Genomic DNA, 20,059 nt, shown 5'->3' with positions numbered 1-20,059 from the left:
AAATGTGATTCGTTCTTCGGTTGGAACATTGTTTACTAATCAAATTGCATCGGCGAGTAAAGAGGCTGTTTTGGATTTCTTAAAGTTGAAAAATATTCAAGTGGTTTCAACATTTTTGAGAGATGAAACAAAGAATTTATACGAGACTGATTTTACAAAATCATCTGCGATTATTTTAGGAACTGAAGCAACAGGACTTTCGGATTTTTGGGCTGATCATTCAGATTCGTTGATTAAAATTCCGATGTTAGGTTTTGTAGATTCACTGAACGTAAGTAATGCTGCAGCGATTTGTGTTTACGAAGCAGTGAGACAAAGACAATAAGAGATATAATATTAAAAATAAAAGCCACTTCGAAAGAAGTGGCTTTTATTTTTTTAAGTTATCAACCAAATTTTTTCATGCGCTTTGCAGCCTCATTCAACCAAGGTTGATAATTACAGTGTTTTTGTATCGCTTGATAAATTCCGTTGCTATTCGGATCTTTTGGATCAAGTTCATAGATTAATGAATTAATAAATCCGTTTTTTATCGATTGACTTTTGATGTTTTCCAATAAAGTATCTGGGGAAAGACCTTGATATAATTTTTCTTGTAAGTTTGTTAAGACAATATTACGGTAACTCTGATACGTTCTATAATCCTCGTCATTATCTAAATCAATTTTGTCTAATTCTGTCAAAAAATTAACGGGTAATTGTTGTGAAGCAGGATTGTAGTAAGTGTACGAATCCTTGTATATGTACAACAAATTGATAAAATCGTAATTTAAATTCGTTTTTTCTGTTTTGATGAATGAAGAATTAACTTCTAATTTTTCTAAATTTTCGAAAACTTTTTGATGAAACTTTTTGATTTGATTTTTGAAATCTGGCGGAGCAAGTTTAAATAATTCGGTATGTTCAGTTAAGAATTTATCCGTTTTAAAACTTTTGTCAACCAAATAATTGTTTCGATTTTTTCCTATTCCAGAGAATTTGAAATTATTCTCCAAATGTTTTAAATCTGTATTTAGAATCAAACTATCACCTGGAATCAAATAAATTGTAAACTCTTCGCGCTCGATAGAAAGTGTTTTGTAGCCTTCGTCAACTAACTGAAGAGTATCCGAAAAGTTTCCATCAAAATCTAAAGCAAAAGCTTTTTCACGATTATTCAATAATAGATAAATGCTATCTGTTTGCGCATTTGCGATTCGTCCACTAAAGTAGACAAGTTCACCTTTTTCTTTTTTAGGCGAACAACTGTAAATTGTAATTAAAAGTAGTAGGAGAAATCTCCACAACGTCTTCATTTTCATTTTTCTCTCTGCCTCACAAAAGTAGAAAATTATTCTTCGTTTTGATGAATTTCGAAGTAAGAATCTATCTTAAAATTTTCTGGTTTATTTGCTGCCGCAACCGCCAATTTATCAGCTTCTTCGTTCCAATGATGTCCAGCATGACCTTTTATCCATTGAAATTTTACGCGATGAATTTTATAAACCTCTAAAAATCTTTTCCACAAATCAGCATTCTTCTTTCCTTTGAAATTCTTTTGCACCCAACCAAAAACCCAACGTTTTTCCACAGCATCTACCACATATTTAGAATCCGTCACAATGGTAATCTCCGTGTTGGTAAACTTTAGCGTTTCCAAAGCCGTAATGACTGCCAACAATTCCATTCGATTATTCGTTGTTAATCGAAAACCTTGAGAAATTTCTTTTTTGACTTTTTTCTCGGTTTCCAACAAAATACAACCAAATCCTCCTGGACCAGGATTTCCCAACGACGAACCGTCTGTATATGCTACAATCGCCATGTTTTATGGTTTGTAGTTTAACATTGTGTCAATTGTTTGACGCGCAACAAAATGATAATTTGGACGAGCATCTTTGTAAATATTCTTCGCTAAATCTAATTGATTAGATTCTTTTAATGCTAAATACAAAGGCTCTAAAAATTTACGACGACCAACATTTACCAAGAATTCTTTCGCATTTGTGTTGACTTTATCGTAATGCATTAAAAATGCTTTTTCGTACCAAGCTGTTTCTATTTCTGGATTTTTAGAATTCGTAAAATCATAAATAGCATCCAAATAAGCTAAATCTTCCTTTGTGTTTTTAGTCGTATCAATTTGACGAATAAAATGAACCCATTCGTTTGTAGATTTCGTAGAAATTGCCACTTTTTTTGGTGCAACTTTATTTCTTCCGTTTGTAATATCTTGCTGTAATTGTGCTTCTGCTAAATCGAATAATTTTGAAGTAGGTTTTTTCAAATCTTTTGGCCAACCTATGTTATAAATCCATTCTTGAACAAAAGAATCGTCTCCATTTGTCAAATTAGCTTTCAAATATTCGACAAATTTTTCTGTAGTCATTGTTTGGAAAGCGTGCGAAGAAAAATATTGATTCAAGAATTTATCAAACTTTTCTCGTCCATATTTATCTTCTAACATTTTCAAAAATAAATAACCTTTATCGTAAGGAACATCAGAAAAAGCATCATCAGGATTTGCCCCTTTCATGTTTACTTTTAATGAAGTATATTTTTCTGGAATATTTTTCATTGATGTTTCTAAATCTTGAAAACCGATTACCGAAATCATATCCGCATAATCTTTTCCTTCTAATTCTTCCATAATTCTACGTTCGAAATAAACTGTAAATCCTTCATTTACCCAGAAATCATCCCAAGTAGAATTCGTTACCAAATTTCCAGACCAAGAATGCGCCAATTCGTGTGCAATCAAATTCGTCATCGAACGATCACCTACAATAGCAGTTGGCGTAGCAAACGTTAAACGCGGATTTTCCATTCCACCAAACGGAAACGAAGGTGGTAAAACCAAGACATCAAATTGTTCCCAAGGATATTTTCCGTACAATTTTTCAGCAGCAGTCACCATTTTTCCCATATCAGCAAATTCCCAAGCGGCAGCTTTCAATAATCCAGGTTCTGCATAAACACCCGTTCTGTTATCAATTGGTTGATATTGCACATCTCCAACAGCTAAAGCAATCAAATAAGGCGCAATTGGCTGAGGCATTTTGAAAGTATAAACTCCTTCTGCATTTTTTTCTTTCGGATTGATTGCGCTCATCAAAGGCAATAAATCTTTCGGTGTTTTTACTTTCGCATCATATGTAAGACGAACACTTGGTGTATCTTGAATCGGAATCCAAGAACGAGTTAAAATTGCTTGTCCTTGTGACAATAAAAATGGATGTTTTTTATCGTGCGTTTGTTGCGGATTTAACCATTGTAAGGCATTTGCATCAGGCGAAGTTTTATAAAAAACTTTTACAATTGTATCATTTGGTGTAACATCTATGATTAATGCTTGACCTTTGATCGAATCTTTTTCGCCTAATTTATATGTTGTTTTTTGACCATTCGCTAATAAAACAGAATCAATTGTTAACTTTTCGGTATCTAAAATCAATTGTTTTGCTTGATTATTTTCGAATGTATAAGCCGCAGAACCTTTAATTTGATGCGTATCAAAATCGGTTTCGATATCCAAACTCAAATGTTTGATGCGAGCTTTATCTAAATCAGCAAAAGTTTGATTATCCTTTACTTCAGTTTCTGTGCTAGAAGAGATTTGTTTATTGCAACTAACCGCCGTTAAAGCCGTTCCTAATGCGATATAAACTAAATTTTTCATTGTTCTAAGTCTTTTAATATTGTGTTGTAAGCAGCTTCTTTCAGCGCCACTTTATCTTTTTTAACGTCTAAATCTTTGGTTTCGAAAGTAGCTAATAATCGAACTTTTATTTTTCCTGGATATCCTCGAAACCAATTGAATGGGAACATTTTATTCAATCCATGAATCGCCAAAACAGCCAAAGGCGTTTGTGTTTCAATAGCAATGTTAAACGCTCCATCTTTGAAAGGATCCAAATAAATCTTGAATTCTTTGTTGTTTGTTACACCACCTTCTGGAAAAATAAAAATACTCAGATTTTTGTCTAATTTTTTCTTTGCTTCTGGATAAACTAGTGCTTTACTACGTACACTTTTTCGGTCGACAGGAATACAAATTCGTTCGAATATTCTTCCAAAGATAGGGATTTTAAGCAATTCTGCCTTGCCAACAAATACGATAGGATGATGTTTTAGAATCGTCAACATCAACATAATATCCATCACCGAAGTATGATTAGCTATAAAAACATAATTTTCTTTTGGATCGAGTGGAACAAGTTTTTTGTAATCTATTCTGAATCCCGTTCCATACAACACAAATTTGCCCCAATATCTAATTAACGGATAAATATATGGGAATGTTTTTTCGAAACTTGCCAAAGGTAGTACGATAAAAACGCCTATTGTTAGGACATAAATTGCAGCTAAAAATATCATCCAAATGCGCCAAATAAGGACAAAAAAACCTGTGATGTATTTCATTGAGTTGGTTTAGTGGAGTAAAGATATGGAGAAAATGAAAACTAAACCTATGTTCCTATTTTTTCAAAAACTTCAAAATAGCTTCATTTAATATTTTTGGCTGTTCGAAAGGAACATAATGTGTCGAATTTGGAATAATCAATAACTCTGCTTTTGAAATATTTTGTTGAATTTCTTTTGTATGAATCTCTTTTACTTCATCTTTTTCACCAGCAATAACCAATACAGGATTTTGAATTTTATTTAATTCATTTTTTGTGATATTTGGTTCATTTAACATTAAGTTGATTAAACGTAAATTGGTATTTTCGGAAGGCTTATTTGCTAAACTTTTCAAACTCCCAATCAGTTCTTCGCTTACTCCATTTGGATTAAGAACTGCTCCAATAGTTACAATTTTATTAACTAATTCAGGATATTTAGAATTAAAAATTAAAGCTGTATTTCCACCATCACTCCAGCCAATAAGATTGACTTTCTTTAGATTAAATTTTTGAATGATTTGAAGTAAATCGTTTGCAAATTCTTCGTAAGTGTAAGGTGTATGTGTCAAATCGGTACTTCTACCTTGTCCGCGCGTATCAAGAACAATTACTCGATAATGCTTCGCAAAAAATGGAATTTGTTGATAAAAATCCTCAATACTTCCATTATTTCCGTGCAAAAATATCAAAGGCTCACCTTCTCCATATTCTTCATAATAAATCTTCGCATCGTTTATATCAACATATTTTCCTGACTTATTTTTTCCGTAAATCGACCTTTTAGCTTTCTCTTTATGCTGATAGTATGAAATCAATTCTTGTGTTTTTGTATCAATTTCTTCAGACTTTTCTTCATTTATAGTTAATTTATCTTTTGAGTATAAAACTTCTAAGTTAGCGATAAAAACTCCTGCAGAAGCTTCCCAATTTCCTTGACTTTGATACCTAAACAACAAGTCTTTTCCTAAAGATTTCTTAGCAGAAATACCAAAAACAAAATCTTCTTGATCAAGTTTTTTATAACGAACTAATTGTAATGTTACAGCAATTTGCTCTACATTTTTGAATCGAAATTTATAAGGAGTTAAATCAATTTTTTGCCATGCAGTTGTAGAAGTTTTATAAATAATATTCTCATCTAAAATAGATTCTACGGGTAATCCATTTTTGACTGAATAAATATTAACTTTCAGCGTAATTTCTTCAAATTTTGAACTTGGAATAATATGAAAGTTAAATGCATTTAGTTTTGTATTTTGGTAAATTTCAAAAATATTTCCTTGTTCAATTGTAGGTACATTTTCATCAAACATTTTAGAAAAAGTAAGCATTGGACGAGTTTTTTGACCAATTATTTTTTCTTTCATTTTTTCAGATTTAACAATAACTTCAGCTAATGAAACTTCTTTTTCCTTTAAAATTATAACTGAGTTTTGTTGAATTTCTTCAATAGATTTCGAAACTTCTTTATAACCAGCTGCATCAAAAATTAAATGACTTTGTGTGAAATTTTCTGGAATTTCGATTGAAAATAGACCATTTTCATCTGTAATAGCTCCAACTTCTGAATTTTTTATTCCAATCGAACAATAAGGTATAGCTAAATTATTACTGTCTTTTACACTTCCTTTCAATTGAATTTGAGCTTGAAGAATTGTACAAATTGTTACGATTAATATAAAAAAATAGTTGCGCATATTTTATTGTTTTTGTTTATAAGACGAATTGTTTTTAAAAAGGTTACATGACAAGATAGATAATTATTTCTTAAAATTTTTCTGCTACAACGTTATCGCAATAATATTGATTTTGAGATGAATTTGAAATGATTAAATTTGTTAAGGAAAGAATACTAAAAATATTATGGCTTTAAATACAATCAATCCAACAACTACGAATGCTTGGAATGCGTTAGAACAACATTTTCAAACGATTCAACATACGTCAATCAAAGAATTATTTGCTCAAAATGTAAATCGTTTTGAAGAATTTTCGATTCAATATCCTTCATTATTAGTGGATTATTCGAAGAATAGAATTAATGCAGAAACGATTCAACTTTTGGTTGATTTGGCGAAAGAAATGGATGTTGATGCAGCGATTCAACAAATGTTTGAAGGAGATGTCATTAACGTGACAGAAAAAAGAGCTGTTCTGCATACAGCTTTACGCAATCGCTCTAATGAAGAAGTTTTGGTTGACGGAAAAGATGTGATGCCTCAAATTAATGAGGTGTTAGATCAGATGAAATCTTTTTCGGAGAAAGTAATTTCGGGTGAATGGAAAGGTTTTTCAGGAAAAGAAATTACAGACGTTGTCAACATTGGAATTGGAGGTTCTGACCTTGGACCTGTGATGGTAACGGAAGCGTTGAAACATTATAAAACTCGTTTGAATATTCATTTTGTTTCGAATATTGATGGAACGCATTTAGCAGAAACTTTTAAAGAAATAAATCCAGAAACAACCTTATTTATTGTTGCTTCAAAAACATTTACAACGCAAGAAACGATGACAAATGCTTTTTCAGCAAAAGAATGGTTTTTGAATTCTGATGCTCAAGAAGCTGATGTAGCGAAACATTTTGTGGCGTTATCGACAAATGCAGAAGGTGTTGCTAATTTCGGAATTGATACGGCAAATATGTTCCAATTTTGGGATTGGGTTGGTGGTCGTTATTCATTGTGGAGTGCGATTGGTTTGAGCATTGCTTTGGCAGTAGGTTTCGATAATTTCGAAGAATTGTTAGAGGGAGCGCATGAAATGGATGTGCATTTCAAAACAGAAACTTTAGATCAAAATATACCAGTAGTTTTGGCACTTTTAGGAATTTGGTACAACAACTTCTTTGGTGCAGATTCGGTTGCTTTGTTACCTTATGAACAATATTTATCGCGCTTTGCAGCATATTTTCAGCAAGGTGATATGGAATCGAATGGTAAATATGTTGGTCGTGATGGAAAGAAAGTTGATTATGAAACTGGACCAATTATTTGGGGAGAACCAGGAACAAATGGACAACATGCTTTTTATCAATTAATCCATCAAGGAACAAAATTAATTCCAGCCGATTTTATTGCAGGAGCTAATTCGTTGAATGTTTTAGGCGACCATCATGCAAAATTATTATCAAACTTTTTTGCTCAAACAGAAGCTTTAGCATTTGGAAAAGATGAAGAAACGGTTGTTGCTGAATTAGAAAAAGCAGGAAAATCGAAAGAAGAAATTGATTTCTTAACTGCTTTCAAAATTTTTGAAGGAAATCGTCCTACAAACTCAATTTTATATGAAGTATTGACACCAAAAGTTTTAGGAAACTTAATTGCCATGTACGAACACAAGATTTTTGTACAAGGTGTGATTTGGAATATCTTTTCTTTTGATCAATGGGGCGTTGAATTAGGAAAACAATTGGCAAATGTTATTTTACCAGAATTAGAAAATGATGAGCAAGTTACTTCTCATGATGATTCTACAAATGGATTAATCAATGCTTATAAATATTGGAGAAAATAATTTATCAATATAACTACTAAAAAATCCGCTCAATGAGCGGATTTTTTTATGAATTTTTGTGACCAGTTTCTTCATGTCTTACATGAACCCAATCAATTTTGTCACTTTGTTTAACTGCAATATTAAAAAAAATTGAGACTATCACCAGTTATTGCATAAACACGTTTTATATTCGCTTTTTCTAGTAATTCTACAATTTGATGTGCTACATTCTTTCCCATAATAAAGTATTTTTTTGATTGTGACTAACAAGTTATGAAATTATAGAATGAAAATATTTGGAATAAGTGTTAAATATTTGAATATTAAATTGTTGAAAAATAAAAAAGCCTGTTAAGAAACAGGCTTAAAATTAACACATGAGGACAAAATTTACTCTACTAAATCTTATACGTACATGAATATTTCAATATTTGTGCCAAAACTATATTCGACATAAAAAATAATTGCACAATCTATTTAACCGCTTTTATTTTTCCATTCATTGTGGCAAAATGACCAGGGAAAGAACATAAGAAATCGTATGTACCTTCTTCTAAAGTAAATTTGATTTGATCATTTTCTTTACCACCTAACAATTTTGTGTGCGCAATAATTTCTGATTGTAATTCGGTCGGAATATAATCTGTCGCCTTAGCAGAAGCCGCTGTATTTGCAAAAGCAGAAGCATCAGAACCTGGCTTTAATAAAATAAAATTATGTCCCATTGCTTCTTTTGACATTTCACCAGCATTCATCAAGATTAAAGTTACTTCTTCGCCAGCTTTTACTGTAAATTCAGTTTTATCGTAACGCATATCATCACTCGCTTTCAAAACAATATGGTTGTTTGTAGCAGGCGTAGCTGTAGAAGTTTCAGCATCTTCTGATGGAGCTGTACTATAATCTATTTCTGGTTGAGTTGTTTCATCTTTCTTAGAACCTCCGCAGCTCATCATCAAAATTGCCGCGAAACTCATCAAAACTATTTTTTTCATTATTTCAATTTTTTGTTTGATATAAAAATAATGAAATCCAGTAACTTAAAAAAGTTTACTCAGTCTAAATAGAACTGATTTTAAACAGATAAATATCTAAGGAATATCCAAATATTTGTGTGTTTGTAAAGAATAACGCCATTTCGGATTTTCTTTTACATATTCCACAATCAATGGAAGATTTTTGTCGCGTTTGCTCCATTCTGTTTGTAAGAAAAGTGTACAATCTTTTCCAACACGAGCAGCTTGTTCTTCAGCAAACTGAAAATCGTGATTATTGAACACAATACATTTCAATTCATTTGCAGCTTCGCAAACTTCGTCTAACGGCAACATTAATTTCTTCGGAGAAAGACAAACCCAATCAATTTCTCCGCTCAACGGATAGGCACCCGAAGTTTCAATATGGATTCTTGCACCTTTTTCGTGTAGTTTTTTTGTCAAATAAGTCAAATCCCACATCAAAGGTTCTCCTCCTGTAATGATGATTGTTTTGGCTTGAGAAGTCGCCAATTCTACCAATTCATCAACGTTAGTTAAGGGATGCTTTTCAGCATCCCAACTATCTTTTACATCGCACCAATGGCAACCAACATCACAACCTCCTAATCGAATAAAATAAGAAGCCACACCTGTATACATTCCTTCACCTTGAATTGTGTAAAAATGCTCCATTACAGGCAATAATTTCCCTTCTTGTATCAATTGTTGTTCTTCTGCAGTTGTTGATGCAATGTGTATCATAATTTTATTTTTTGTTGTTGTATGCCAACAATGTGTTTTTTAATAACATAGCGCGTGTCATAGGTCCAACTCCTCCTGGAACTGGCGTTATCCACGATGCTTTTTCTTTTACATTATCAAAATCTACATCACCAGCTAATCTAAATCCTCGTGGATTAGTTTCGTCATCAACGCGTGTAATTCCTACGTCAACGATAACCGCTCCATCTTTTACCATATCAGCTTTTAAGAAACCTGGAACACCTAATGCGGTAATCACAATATCAGCTTCTTTTGTAAATTGTTCTAAGTTTTGAGTTTTTGAGTGTGTTAATGTAACTGTACTGTTTCCAGGATTTCCGTTTTTACTCATCAAAATACTCATTGGGCGACCAACGATGCGAGAACGACCAATCACAACTGTATGTTTACCAGCTGTATCAATGTTGTAACGCTCTAGCATTTCCATAATTCCGTAAGGAGTAGCAGGTAAAAATGTTTCCATCTCTAACGCCATTTTACCGAAATTCATCGGGTGAAAACCATCTACATCTTTTTTAGGATCAATTGCATTGATAACCGCTTCTTGATCGATGTGTTTTGGTAATGGTAATTGCACGATAAATCCGTCCAATGTATCATCATTGTTCCATTTTTCAATTTCTGCAATTAAATCTTCTTGAGAAATTGTATCTGGTAAACGTAATTCTGATGATTCAAAACCTACAAAATGACAATCCTTGATTTTATTGTCAACATAGGTCTGAGAAGCACCATTACTTCCTACTAAAATTGCACCCAAATGTGGTACACGAACTCCTTGGTCTTTGTAATTCTGCACCAGCTCCTTGATCTCTTGTTTGATCTCTTTTGCCAGTTTAATACCGTCTAAAATTTGCATTGTTTTGTTGTGTTTGCGCAAAGATACGGACAAATTGGAAAATAAATCATTAAGTTTTGAGTTGATGATTTTCTGATTAAATAGAAAAACCACTTCGTTGTGAAGTGGTTTTAGCATTATTGATATTTTTTCTGCGCTTCTTTCAAGTAATTAAAAACTTGCGTTGTTTTCATTTTTTTGGAATTCGTATTAAAAATAAACATGCCAGTTTCGACATTGAAATAATAATCTTTTTCTCCATTTTTCAATTGAAACCATTCCAATAAACCATTTGTAAGATTAACACCAATCCAATTGATTTGTGAAGTTTTGAGGTCGAAAATAAAATTATCATTCGGATTATTTGTGGTGATATAATGTATTTTGTCGTCCAAAACATATAAAACACCACTTCCTTGAAACGCTTTCATTTTAAAGAATTTTGATTGTTGATTTCCAAAGTTATAACGCAAAACTGCTTTGAACTCTGCATTTGGAGGAACTTGTGCTAACAAAGCATTTTGTTTCTTTTCGCGCGATTTACTTGCCCAAAAAGCAATTCCAAAAATTAAGGCAAATGGTAAAAAACAACAAAGTAATGATGATAGTAATGAGAGAATATTATCCATAGTAGATTGATTTAGGTTGTGTTAAGATAATAATATTATTTCACTTTATCCAAAAATGAGGAAATAGTTTGTTTCCATTCTTGCCCAAATCTATTCAAATAATTTTCATGACCAGCTTGAGGAAACGTTTTAAGAATTTTAGAGTTGGATTGAATATTTTGAAATATTTGTTGTGTTTCTTGATTTGTCACATTTTTATCTTTTTCACCATACAACAGCAAAATCGGTTGTTTTATAGATTTTGCATAATCTTCGGGATTGTGATCAAAAGCCCAAAAATTATTAATCGTTCCTCCCCAAAAGGTCAATAAATTAGACATAGGAAATGTTGGAATATTCATGTTTTTGAAACGATTATCAACCGTTTTTTTCATGGTGCCAAAAGGACATTCAATAATTATAGAGGAAGGATTTACGTCTTTTTTAGCAACAGCTCGCATTATTGCGGAAACGCCCATTGAATTTCCATATAAAATAACGTTTTTATGATTTTTTAATGCAAAATTATAAACTGTTTTCACGTTTTCGGCTTCAAAAAATCCGATGGTTGTTTGATAACCTTCAGAATTTCCACTTCCCATAAAATCAGTCAAAATCGTTGAATATCCCAATTTATTAAAATAATTAGCATTTTCTAAAAGCGATGTTTTTTCTGATGAATATCCATGAAAAAGAAGTACAATTCCTTTTTCGTTTTCAACATTTTTTATCCAAATTTCAAGCTCAACATTACTCTTTAATCGCTCTACTTTATATTCTTTCGGAACAGCTAAATTGGATGAAGGTTTAGGATTTTCAACACCTAAGAAAATCATTTTAACTTTTTCGAAGGTTGTTAAATCATTTGGGGATTTTCTTTTGAATGATTGATCTACTTCAATAAAATGAGTGAATTTATATGCATGAAAAATGGCAATAATATTCATCATTAGAAAAATGAAAACAAATGTTGAAATCAATATTTTTTTTAATTTTTTCAATAGAAGGTTTTAATCAAAAATAAAAAAAGCCAACACAACAATCAAATTATTGGTTAGCTTTTAATTATTTTTTAGAGACCTTGTCAAGGTTCAAAACCTTGACAAGGTCTTACAAATTACTCATTTTTTCTTCCACAACTTTTCGTTCTTGCGCAATCAAATTATCTTCTTCTGTCGGAAATTGAAAAATTCCAGAATTGATGCTTTCAATGCGTTTCAAGACTTCGTAAGATGCTTTTGCTTTTACAATATCTTCTCGATTTAGATAAATACGAATCGCTTTCATAAACGTCAAAATATTTTTCTTTTTCAATTCATCTGCCAACAAAAACTGATCGCGTTCTTCGTTTGCTTCCAATAAAGTCGACAAATTATTGTCATCAATTTTGTAATACGATTGTAACATTTGATTGAAAATAATCAAAAAACCTTCATCAGCATTTCCGACTTCTAACGAAATAATTCGTGCTAATGTTTTGTTTAATTCTTGAATATATTTTGAAATAAAATCTTGTTTAATCATCTTAATCTAATTTTTTAGATAACTTTTCGAAAGTTTTTTTTGCGTTTTTATCTTCGTATAAAATCTTATGAACAGCGTTGATAATTGGCGCTTTTATTTGGTATTGCTCATTCATAATTGCCACACCTTTTGTCGCATAGTAACCTTCGGCAACCATATTCATCTCCAAAATAGCAGATTTTACGGTGTAACCTTTTCCAATCATATTTCCGAACATTCGATTTCGTGAAAAGAACGAATATCCTGTTACTAACAAATCGCCTAAATAAGCCGAATCGTTAATTTTACGCTTCATTGGACTTGCAGTTTTTAAAATATGATTCATTTCTCGAATCGCATTACTCATCAAAACTGCTTGGAAATTATCTCCATAACCCAAACCATGCGCTATACCTGCTGCAATCGCGTAAATATTTTTCAATACCGCGCCAAATTCAGTTCCGTAAATATCGTTTGAAAGTTTTGTTTTGATAAAATCACAAGCCAAACAATCCGCAGCAATTTGTGCTTTGTTTTCGTCTTGCGCCGCAATTGTCAAATATGAAAGACGCTCCAAAGCTACTTCTTCAGCGTGACAAGGTCCACTTACAATTCCTAATTGTTCTTCTTTTACGTCGAATTTATCAAACAAATATTGTCCAACCAATTGATAATGATCTGGAATAATTCCTTTGATTGATGTCACTACAAATTTATCTGTCAACGGAACAGTTAATTTACTCAAACAATCGACAACGTAAATAGATGGCACAACCAAAAAGATGATATCCGAATTCATGACAACTTCGTTGATATCCGTTGAAATTTTAAGCTTTTCTGACTTAAATTCGACATCAGTTAAATAATTTGGATTGTGTCTATTTCGCTCCAAATATCCTTTTACGTATTCATCTTTTACCCACCAGTTGAAAGTTTCAAGGTTTTTATTCAGCATTTTTGCAATCGCAGTTGCCCAGCTTCCATTCCCTATTAATCCAACTTTACGATTAGATAACTCTATCATAATATATGTATTGAATAGACAAAGTTAATTAATTTGTAGCTTAGGTATTTTGAATTTTACGAAAAGAAACTCAATTTTGTAAAAATTTTAACGACTTTGTATAAAAAGCTTTTTAGTGAGACCATTATCTACGGTATTGGCTCTATTTTGCCGAGGGTAATTATTTTAGCATTGAATTTTTTTATTATCAAGCAAGTTGATAATTCAGATTTTGCAATGTTTTCTCAATTATATTCTGCGGTTTCTTTCCTGAATGTCATTTTAACATTTGGTTTCGAAACAGCCTTTTTCCGCTACGCAACCGAAGAAGGAATGTATCAAAAAGTGTTGAATACAGCTTTTTGGTTTATGGTAATGAGTTCCACTGCGATGCTCGTTTTGGTTTTTCTTTTTTTACAACCTTTGGCAGATTTTGCAAACTATAGCGATCATCCCGAATACTTGTTATGGTTTGCCTGGATTGCTTTTTTTGATGCAATTTGTGTGATTCCTTTTGCAGTTCTACGTTTTAAAAATCGACCAATATTATATACAGCAATTCGCGTAATTCAGAATGTTTTTCAAGCAGTTTTGACAATTGGTTTGTTGTATTATGTTTCGAAAGATTTTATGCTAGGTTTAGGTTTTGATAATGCGATTTCCTATCCTTTTATAGCGAATTTATTAGCGAGTATTTTAGGATTTGTATTATTAATAGGCGTTGTACGTCATGTTCAATTCAAATTTGATCAATCACTTTTCAAACAAATGTTTTTGTACGGTTATCCGATTATGATTGCTGGTTTGGGGTATATTTTAAATGAAAATTTCGATAAATTAGTTCAACGACAATTAATAGATCCAGCAGCAGCGGGTTCTTATGGCGCTTGTTACAAATTAGCAACATTAATGACGCTTTTCGTAACAGCTTATCGAATGGGAATAGAACCATTTTTCTTTAAAGTTGCCAAAAAAGGAGATGCAAAACAGACATACGCGAATATTTTGTTCTTTTTCAGTATCATTTGTAATATTGTAATTCTTGGAATTTTAGCAAATATTGACTGGATTAAGAAAATATTTGTTCCAAATTCAACGTATTGGAATGCTTTAGATATTGTCCCAATTATTTTAATTGCGAATTTATTTTTCGGAATTTATTATAACCTTTCAACATGGTACAAAGTAACGGATAGAACAAGTATCGGAACTATAATTTCATTGGTTGGTGGTGCGATTACTATTATTTTGAATGTTTTTTTATTGCCAAAATATGGTTTTATGGTTTCTGCCTGGACAACTTTATTGGCGTATGGTGTAATGATGGTGATTTCGTACATTTGGGGTCAGAAAGTTTATCCGATTCCGTATAAAGTCAATAAAATTGTACTTTACATGGGAATTGCAATTGCTTTAGCATGTACAAATTATTACATTCTCGATTCTAATTTGATTATTGGTAATCTGATTCTTATCGTGTACATTGCGTTTATTGCATTTGCGGAAAAAAATACACTTAAAAAACTAAGAAAATAAAGATGAAAGTAAAAGTTATCAACATCTCGAAACACGCTTTACCAGAATATAAAACAGCTTTATCGGCTGGAATGGATTTAACAGCTAACATTGATGCACCAATCGAATTAAAACCTTTGGAAAGAAGATTAATTCCAACAGGATTGAGCATCGAATTACCAGCAGGTTACGAAGCACAAGTTCGTCCTCGTAGTGGAATGGCGTTAAAATATGGTTTAACTTGTTTGAATTCTCCTGGAACAATTGATGCAGATTATCGTGGAGAAATCGGTGTTATTTTAGCTAATGTTTCAAACGAAGCCGTTACAATCAACGATGGGGAGCGTATTGCACAATTAGTGATCGCGAAACACGAAACGGTTGAGTGGGAAGAATCTAACGCTTTAAATGAAACTGAACGCGGAGCTGGAGGTTTCGGAAGTACAGGAAAACAATAATTTTTTTGTCATTCTGAGCTTGTCGAAGAATCTAAAAAAGAAGTAATTCAATTATAAAATATCAATCTAACAAAAAATATTTTTAGAAATAAAATGAAAATTATTATCCCAATGGCAGGACGTGGTTCACGTTTACGCCCTCATACATTAACAACACCAAAACCATTAATTCCAATTGCAGGAAAACCAATCGTGCATCGTTTGGTAGAAGATATTGCGAAGGTTTGTTCAGAAAAAATTGACGAAATTGCTTTTGTAATTGGTGATTTTGGAGCTGAGGTTGAAGCTGATTTAATTGCAATTGCAGAAAAATTAGGAGCAAAAGGAACAATTTGTCATCAATTGGAGCCGCTTGGAACAGCGCATTCTATTTGGATGGCAAAAGAAGCTTTGGATGGACCAACGGTTGTGGCGTATGCAGACACATTATTTCGTGCAGATTTCAAATTAGATATGGAATCGGATGGCGTTGTTTGGGTAAAACAGGTCGATAATCCTTCGGCTTTTGGCGTTGTGAAATTAGATGATAACAGTGTTATTACAGATTTCGTAGAAAAACCAAAAGAATTTGTTTCGGATTTAGCAATTATCGGAATTTACTTTTTCCGTGATGGACAAAAGCTATATAAAGAAATCGAATATTTATTAGAAAATGATATTCAAAAAGGAGGTGAATATCAATTGACGGATGCATTAGAAAATATGCGTGCTGCGGGTGATAGATTTACGCTTGGAAAAGTAGACGAATGGATGGATTGTGGTAACAAAGCCGTTACTGTAGATACAAACACTCGTGTTCTTAACTTAGATAAAGAAGAATTTAAAGGAATTGCTGCATCAGCAACGGTTGACAATTCATTAATCATCGAGCCATGTTTTATTGGAGAAAATGTTGTGATTAAAAATTCGAAAATTGGACCTTTTGTTTCATTAGGAAATGGAACGGTTGTTGAAAACTCGAATATTGATAACAGTTTGATTCAAGAAAATTCAATCATCAGTAATGCAAATCTTACAGATACAATGATCGGAAATAATGCCAAATATTATGGTGTTTCGCGCAGTATCAGTTTGGGAGATTACTCAGAATTGGATTTTAAATCTCACGAAGCTTAAAAAATTATGATTAAAAAATTAACGTATATCTTTTGTTTAGGAGTTCTTGCAACAGCTTGTAACACTCAGAAAGTAGCAAAAGTAGATAAAGATAATACAGAAGTTGTTTCGGCTTCTTCAAAAATTATTCAACAAACCTTATCAAAAAAATCATCATTCAAAGATTTGACGATTAAGGCAAAAGTTTCAGCAGATTTGGGAGATGCAAATGCTACAATTGCTGTAAAAAATGGGCAAAAGATATGGGTTAATGCTACGAAATTTGGACTTACAGGTGCACGCGCATTGATTACGCCTGATGGTTTTTCGGCTTTCGAAAAAATCGGTGGAACATATTATGAAGGAGATTTTTCTATCGCAAATAAATTATTGAAAGTTGATTTTATCGATTATCAAAAATTACAAAATTTGATGTTAGGAAAAGTTTTCGTTGATCTAAATCCTACAGATTATACAGCGACTTTTGCGAATAATCAATATACGATTACATATAATAAAAATCAAGCGATTGCAACTTCTCCAAAAGAAGGCGAATATATACAAACATATGTTTTTGATAATGGTTTCCGATTGAAAGAAGCACATCTGAAAGATCCAAAACGAAAAATGGAAGTTGATTTGGCTTACGACAATTGGGTAAAAGCTGGAGCAGAGGAATTTCCGAAAAATGTTAAAATTATTATAAAAGAGAAAAAAACGCGTCAAATAGACTTGGAATATAATAGTTTTACGTTTCAGGAAACGAACACACCGTTCTCAATTCCAGATGGGTATAAGAAAAAAGAAATAAAATAATGAAGTTTGTTTTATCAACTGTACTTTTAACGTTGTCATTATCAGTGTTTGCGCAGGTTCCGTACAATAAAGCGAACTTACAAAAACAGAATGCTCAGCTTAAAAAAGAGATTATAAACTTAAACAAACAACTCGAGGTTAATAAGCAAAATTCGAAGTTAAATGTTGATTTTGTGCAGAATTTGACGAAAAAAATTCAGGTACAAACAAAATTAGTTAACAACTTATCGAAAGAAAAACGCTTTATCGAGGACGAAATTTATTTAACTCAATTAGAGATTAATAAACTTTCGCGCGAGTTGGTTGAGCTAAAAAAAGACTACAAACAGGTTTTGGTTCGAGCATATAAGAACAAATCTGTTGAAAATAAATTACTTTTTGTGCTTTCTTCTAAAAGTTTGGGAGAAGCATATCGTCGTATCAAATATTTAGAAAAATATTCGGCTTTTCAATTAGGACAAGCAAATGAAATTATCGGTAAACAAACTGATATTCAGACGAAAAAAGCAAAAAAAGAAAAAGCGAAAGACGAAAAAGAAAAAGTACTTTCTCAGCAAACTTTGTTTAGTCAAAATCTTGAAAAAGAACGATTAACAAAAGAGAAAGCGGTCGAAGAATTCCGTAAAAACGAAGGTGTTATTGCTGCTGAAATTAATGCAAAAGAAGCACAACAACGTCAAATTGATGCACAGATTAAAGCAATTATTGAAGAAGAGATTCGACAAGCAAAGATTCGTGCAGAAAAAGATTTAAAAGATTGGAATGAAGCAAAACGAGGAAACTCTATTGCTTCTTATAACGAATATTTACGTGATAATCCGAAAGGAGATTATGCGAAATCTGCTCGTACAGCAATTTTAAGAATTGAGAATGATGCCAAAGCATGGAATATTGCACGTTCAGCGCATACAAAACAAGCTTATCAATCTTATTTAAATCATCATCCAACAGGAAGTTTCGTATCTACAGCAAAAACAGAAGTTGCTAAATTTGAACAATTAGAACGCGAAGCTGAAGCAGAACGTCAACGCATCATTGCACAACGTAAAGCAGAAGAAGATGCTCGTCTAAAAGCTCAAAAAGAAGAAGATGCTCGTAAAATTGCAGCAGCTAAAGCTGAAGCTGAGCGTAAAGCGAAGATAGAAGCTGAGCAGAAAGTTGTTGTAAAAGTGCCAGAAAAAGAACGTGTTGTAAAAGTAGATGCAGTAAAACCGGCTGAGACTTTTGCAGAACGTCCAGATTCTGAAGGTATTTCGGGAGAATTCTCATCAAACAAAGGTCGTCTACCTTGGCCTGTTGATAAAGGAACGGTTGTAAGTAGATTTGGAGCTAATTCTCACCCAGTTTTATCTAATATTACAACGCAAAATAGTGGTGTTGATATTTCAACTTATCGTGGAGCACATGCACGTGCTGTTTACGAAGGAACTGTTCAAGCTGTAATGAGTGTATCTGGAAATGGTAAGTCTGTATTGGTAAGACATGGTTCGTATTATTCAGTTTATACAAACTTATCAAGTGTAAGTGTTTCGAAAGGTGATGATGTAAAACGTGGTCAGTCTTTAGGAATTATCTATACAAGTGGAGATGGAGAAACAATCATGAATTTCCAAGTTTGGAGCGGAACAACAAAACAAAATCCTGCTTCTTGGGTAGCGGGAATGTAATAAATTAATTATATATTTGCATTAAAATCAATTCAGTATGGGATTAGGAGGTAAAGAATGGATCGTAATCGTACTTGTTGTGTTATTATTATTCGGAGGAAAGAAAATTCCTGAATTAATGAAAGGATTAGGTTCTGGATTAAACGAATTCAAGAAAGCAACAAAAGATGATAACAAATCAGAAGCTACTGAAAGTACTTCTGACAAAAAAGAAAATTAAAATATATTTTTAATTAGATAATAGAGCATTGTAGTTGCGTATACAATTACAATGCTTTTATTTTATAAACTAAAACAAAACATGAAATTCACAGATAAAGCTTGGTCTATTTTTAATCAAAGTATCAATGATTATCACAAATATGATGATGTAAATCGTCAAATCGAAAATCCATATAGCGAAGAAGATTTAATCGCTCATTTATTGTACAAAAAAAATTGGATTGATACAGTTCAATGGCATTTAGAAGATATTATTCGTGATCCACAAATTGATCCAGTAGAAGCATTAAGCTTAAAACGTTGGATTGATAAATCAAACCAAGAACGTACAGATATGGTAGAATATGTGGATAGCTGGTTTTTACAACAATATGCGAATGTAGAAGTAAAAGCAGATGCAACTTACAATACAGAATCTCCTGCGTGGGCTGTAGACCGTTTTTCTATTTTATCGCTTAAGGTTTATCACATGAAACAAGAGGTAGAACGTGAGGATGCAACACCGGAGCATAAAGCAGCTTGTCAAGTGAAATTAGATGTTTTGAATCAACAACATCAAGATTTATCAACAGCGATTGAAGAATTGTTGGCTGATTTTGAAGCAGGTAAAAAATACATGAAAGTGTATAAACAAATGAAAATGTATAATGACGAGGATTTGAATCCAGTTCTTTATGCAAACAAGAAATAA

The 20,059-nt window shown here is 32.3% G+C and carries 21 protein-coding genes; 9 read left to right on the top strand and 12 right to left on the bottom strand.

Going from position 1 to position 20,059, the window contains the following annotated elements; all coding sequences use genetic code 11:
* On the top strand, positions 1-325 hold a 325-nt coding region (locus N5D46_RS04145), incomplete at its 5' end, for a TrmH family RNA methyltransferase (RefSeq protein WP_280049257.1).
* A 61-nt stretch (positions 326-386) separates the two neighbouring features.
* Here N5D46_RS04145 and N5D46_RS04140 read toward each other — a convergent pair.
* Genes N5D46_RS04140 through N5D46_RS04120 form a run of 5 tightly spaced genes read right to left on the bottom strand, consistent with a single transcriptional unit; the run spans position 387 to position 6,082 of the window.
* Positions 387-1,301, bottom strand: a complete 915-nt coding sequence (locus N5D46_RS04140) for a hypothetical protein (protein WP_280049256.1) — start codon at positions 1,299-1,301, stop codon at positions 387-389.
* 29 nt (positions 1,302-1,330) lie between these two features.
* Complete coding sequence (rnhA, locus tag N5D46_RS04135; RefSeq protein WP_038336544.1) at positions 1,331-1,804, bottom strand: ribonuclease HI; 474 nt, start codon at positions 1,802-1,804, stop codon at positions 1,331-1,333.
* Positions 1,805-1,807: 3 nt separating this feature from the next.
* Entirely contained in the window at positions 1,808-3,658 is a 1,851-nt protein-coding gene (locus N5D46_RS04130; protein WP_280049255.1) for a M1 family metallopeptidase, read from the bottom strand.
* Entirely contained in the window at positions 3,655-4,401 is a 747-nt protein-coding gene (locus tag N5D46_RS04125; protein WP_280049254.1) for a lysophospholipid acyltransferase family protein, read from the bottom strand. The genes N5D46_RS04130 and N5D46_RS04125 overlap by 4 nt, the downstream gene beginning before the upstream one ends.
* A gap of 55 nt (positions 4,402-4,456) precedes the next feature.
* Positions 4,457-6,082, bottom strand: a complete 1,626-nt coding sequence (locus N5D46_RS04120) for an alpha/beta fold hydrolase (protein ID WP_280049253.1) — start codon at positions 6,080-6,082, stop codon at positions 4,457-4,459.
* Positions 6,083-6,248: 166 nt separating this feature from the next.
* Between N5D46_RS04120 and pgi the strand changes: the two genes are divergently transcribed.
* A complete protein-coding gene (gene pgi, locus N5D46_RS04115; RefSeq protein ID WP_280049252.1) occupies positions 6,249-7,901 on the top strand; it encodes a glucose-6-phosphate isomerase in 1,653 nt (550 codons plus the stop codon).
* 455 nt (positions 7,902-8,356) lie between these two features.
* Here pgi and N5D46_RS04110 read toward each other — a convergent pair whose 3' ends face one another.
* The 7 genes from N5D46_RS04110 to N5D46_RS04080 form a co-directional block, all read right to left on the bottom strand.
* Positions 8,357-8,878: a plastocyanin/azurin family copper-binding protein gene (locus N5D46_RS04110; protein WP_114998433.1), complete on the bottom strand. Its 522-nt coding sequence runs from the start codon at positions 8,876-8,878 to the stop codon at positions 8,357-8,359.
* 96 nt (positions 8,879-8,974) lie between these two features.
* On the bottom strand, positions 8,975-9,622 hold the full coding sequence (locus N5D46_RS04105; protein WP_280049250.1) for a 7-carboxy-7-deazaguanine synthase QueE: 648 nt from the start codon (positions 9,620-9,622) through the stop codon (positions 8,975-8,977).
* Positions 9,623-9,626: 4 nt separating this feature from the next.
* Complete coding sequence (locus tag N5D46_RS04100) at positions 9,627-10,502, bottom strand: bifunctional 5,10-methylenetetrahydrofolate dehydrogenase/5,10-methenyltetrahydrofolate cyclohydrolase (RefSeq protein WP_038336522.1); 876 nt, start codon at positions 10,500-10,502, stop codon at positions 9,627-9,629.
* Between the two features lie 116 nt (positions 10,503-10,618).
* Complete coding sequence (locus tag N5D46_RS04095; protein WP_280035190.1) at positions 10,619-11,110, bottom strand: hypothetical protein; 492 nt, start codon at positions 11,108-11,110, stop codon at positions 10,619-10,621.
* A gap of 35 nt (positions 11,111-11,145) precedes the next feature.
* A complete protein-coding gene (locus N5D46_RS04090) occupies positions 11,146-12,090 on the bottom strand; it encodes an alpha/beta hydrolase (RefSeq protein WP_280049249.1) in 945 nt (314 codons plus the stop codon).
* Positions 12,091-12,199: 109 nt separating this feature from the next.
* Entirely contained in the window at positions 12,200-12,613 is a 414-nt protein-coding gene (locus N5D46_RS04085) for a hypothetical protein (RefSeq protein WP_125349195.1), read from the bottom strand.
* Position 12,614: 1 nt separating this feature from the next.
* Positions 12,615-13,616 (bottom strand): NAD(P)H-dependent glycerol-3-phosphate dehydrogenase, encoded by a 1,002-nt coding sequence (locus N5D46_RS04080; protein ID WP_180905634.1) that lies wholly within the window; start codon positions 13,614-13,616, stop codon positions 12,615-12,617.
* A gap of 96 nt (positions 13,617-13,712) precedes the next feature.
* Between N5D46_RS04080 and N5D46_RS04075 the strand changes: the two genes are divergently transcribed.
* The 7 genes from N5D46_RS04075 (at position 13,713) to N5D46_RS04045 (ending at position 20,059) form a co-directional block, all read left to right on the top strand.
* Positions 13,713-15,131 carry an oligosaccharide flippase family protein gene (locus N5D46_RS04075; RefSeq protein ID WP_280049248.1) on the top strand — a complete coding sequence of 473 codons (1,419 nt, stop codon included), beginning with the start codon at positions 13,713-13,715 and terminating at the stop codon, positions 15,129-15,131.
* A 2-nt stretch (positions 15,132-15,133) separates the two neighbouring features.
* Complete coding sequence (gene dut, locus N5D46_RS04070; protein WP_038336568.1) at positions 15,134-15,568, top strand: dUTP diphosphatase; 435 nt, start codon at positions 15,134-15,136, stop codon at positions 15,566-15,568.
* 93 nt (positions 15,569-15,661) lie between these two features.
* Complete coding sequence (locus tag N5D46_RS04065) at positions 15,662-16,684, top strand: sugar phosphate nucleotidyltransferase (protein ID WP_280049246.1); 1,023 nt, start codon at positions 15,662-15,664, stop codon at positions 16,682-16,684.
* Positions 16,685-16,690: 6 nt separating this feature from the next.
* Positions 16,691-17,479, top strand: coding sequence for a DUF4292 domain-containing protein (locus N5D46_RS04060; RefSeq protein WP_280049245.1), 789 nt, complete (start codon positions 16,691-16,693; stop codon positions 17,477-17,479).
* On the top strand, positions 17,479-19,146 hold the full coding sequence (locus tag N5D46_RS04055; protein WP_280049244.1) for a peptidoglycan DD-metalloendopeptidase family protein: 1,668 nt from the start codon (positions 17,479-17,481) through the stop codon (positions 19,144-19,146). The genes N5D46_RS04060 and N5D46_RS04055 overlap by 1 nt, the downstream gene beginning before the upstream one ends.
* Positions 19,147-19,183: 37 nt before the next feature.
* Positions 19,184-19,366, top strand: coding sequence for a twin-arginine translocase TatA/TatE family subunit (gene tatA / locus N5D46_RS04050; protein WP_038336575.1), 183 nt, complete (start codon positions 19,184-19,186; stop codon positions 19,364-19,366).
* Between the two features lie 81 nt (positions 19,367-19,447).
* A complete protein-coding gene (locus tag N5D46_RS04045) occupies positions 19,448-20,059 on the top strand; it encodes a DUF4254 domain-containing protein (RefSeq protein WP_114998393.1) in 612 nt (203 codons plus the stop codon).

The sequence above is a fragment of the Empedobacter sp. GD03865 genome (assembly GCF_029840775.1).
In the GTDB taxonomy this organism is placed as follows: Bacteria; Bacteroidota; Bacteroidia; order Flavobacteriales; family Weeksellaceae; genus Empedobacter; species Empedobacter falsenii_B.
Note: the sequence above shows the minus strand (reverse complement) of the source record. Positions and strands in the feature narration are given on the sequence as shown.

Coding starts and splice junctions, on each gene's coding strand:
- N5D46_RS04140 (WP_280049256.1), bottom strand. CDS start 1,301: ATGAAAATGAAGACGTTGTGGAGATTTCTCCTACTACTTTTAATTACA.
- rnhA (WP_038336544.1), bottom strand. CDS start 1,804: ATGGCGATTGTAGCATATACAGACGGTTCGTCGTTGGGAAATCCTGGT.
- N5D46_RS04130 (WP_280049255.1), bottom strand. CDS start 3,658: ATGAAAAATTTAGTTTATATCGCATTAGGAACGGCTTTAACGGCGGTT.
- N5D46_RS04125 (WP_280049254.1), bottom strand. CDS start 4,401: ATGAAATACATCACAGGTTTTTTTGTCCTTATTTGGCGCATTTGGATG.
- N5D46_RS04120 (WP_280049253.1), bottom strand. CDS start 6,082: ATGCGCAACTATTTTTTTATATTAATCGTAACAATTTGTACAATTCTT.
- pgi (WP_280049252.1), top strand. CDS start 6,249: ATGGCTTTAAATACAATCAATCCAACAACTACGAATGCTTGGAATGCG.
- N5D46_RS04110 (WP_114998433.1), bottom strand. CDS start 8,878: ATGAAAAAAATAGTTTTGATGAGTTTCGCGGCAATTTTGATGATGAGC.
- N5D46_RS04105 (WP_280049250.1), bottom strand. CDS start 9,622: ATGATACACATTGCATCAACAACTGCAGAAGAACAACAATTGATACAA.
- N5D46_RS04100 (WP_038336522.1), bottom strand. CDS start 10,502: ATGCAAATTTTAGACGGTATTAAACTGGCAAAAGAGATCAAACAAGAG.
- N5D46_RS04095 (WP_280035190.1), bottom strand. CDS start 11,110: ATGGATAATATTCTCTCATTACTATCATCATTACTTTGTTGTTTTTTA.
- N5D46_RS04085 (WP_125349195.1), bottom strand. CDS start 12,613: ATGATTAAACAAGATTTTATTTCAAAATATATTCAAGAATTAAACAAA.
- N5D46_RS04080 (WP_180905634.1), bottom strand. CDS start 13,616: ATGATAGAGTTATCTAATCGTAAAGTTGGATTAATAGGGAATGGAAGC.
- dut (WP_038336568.1), top strand. CDS start 15,134: ATGAAAGTAAAAGTTATCAACATCTCGAAACACGCTTTACCAGAATAT.
- N5D46_RS04065 (WP_280049246.1), top strand. CDS start 15,662: ATGAAAATTATTATCCCAATGGCAGGACGTGGTTCACGTTTACGCCCT.
- N5D46_RS04060 (WP_280049245.1), top strand. CDS start 16,691: ATGATTAAAAAATTAACGTATATCTTTTGTTTAGGAGTTCTTGCAACA.
- N5D46_RS04055 (WP_280049244.1), top strand. CDS start 17,479: ATGAAGTTTGTTTTATCAACTGTACTTTTAACGTTGTCATTATCAGTG.
- tatA (WP_038336575.1), top strand. CDS start 19,184: ATGGGATTAGGAGGTAAAGAATGGATCGTAATCGTACTTGTTGTGTTA.
- N5D46_RS04045 (WP_114998393.1), top strand. CDS start 19,448: ATGAAATTCACAGATAAAGCTTGGTCTATTTTTAATCAAAGTATCAAT.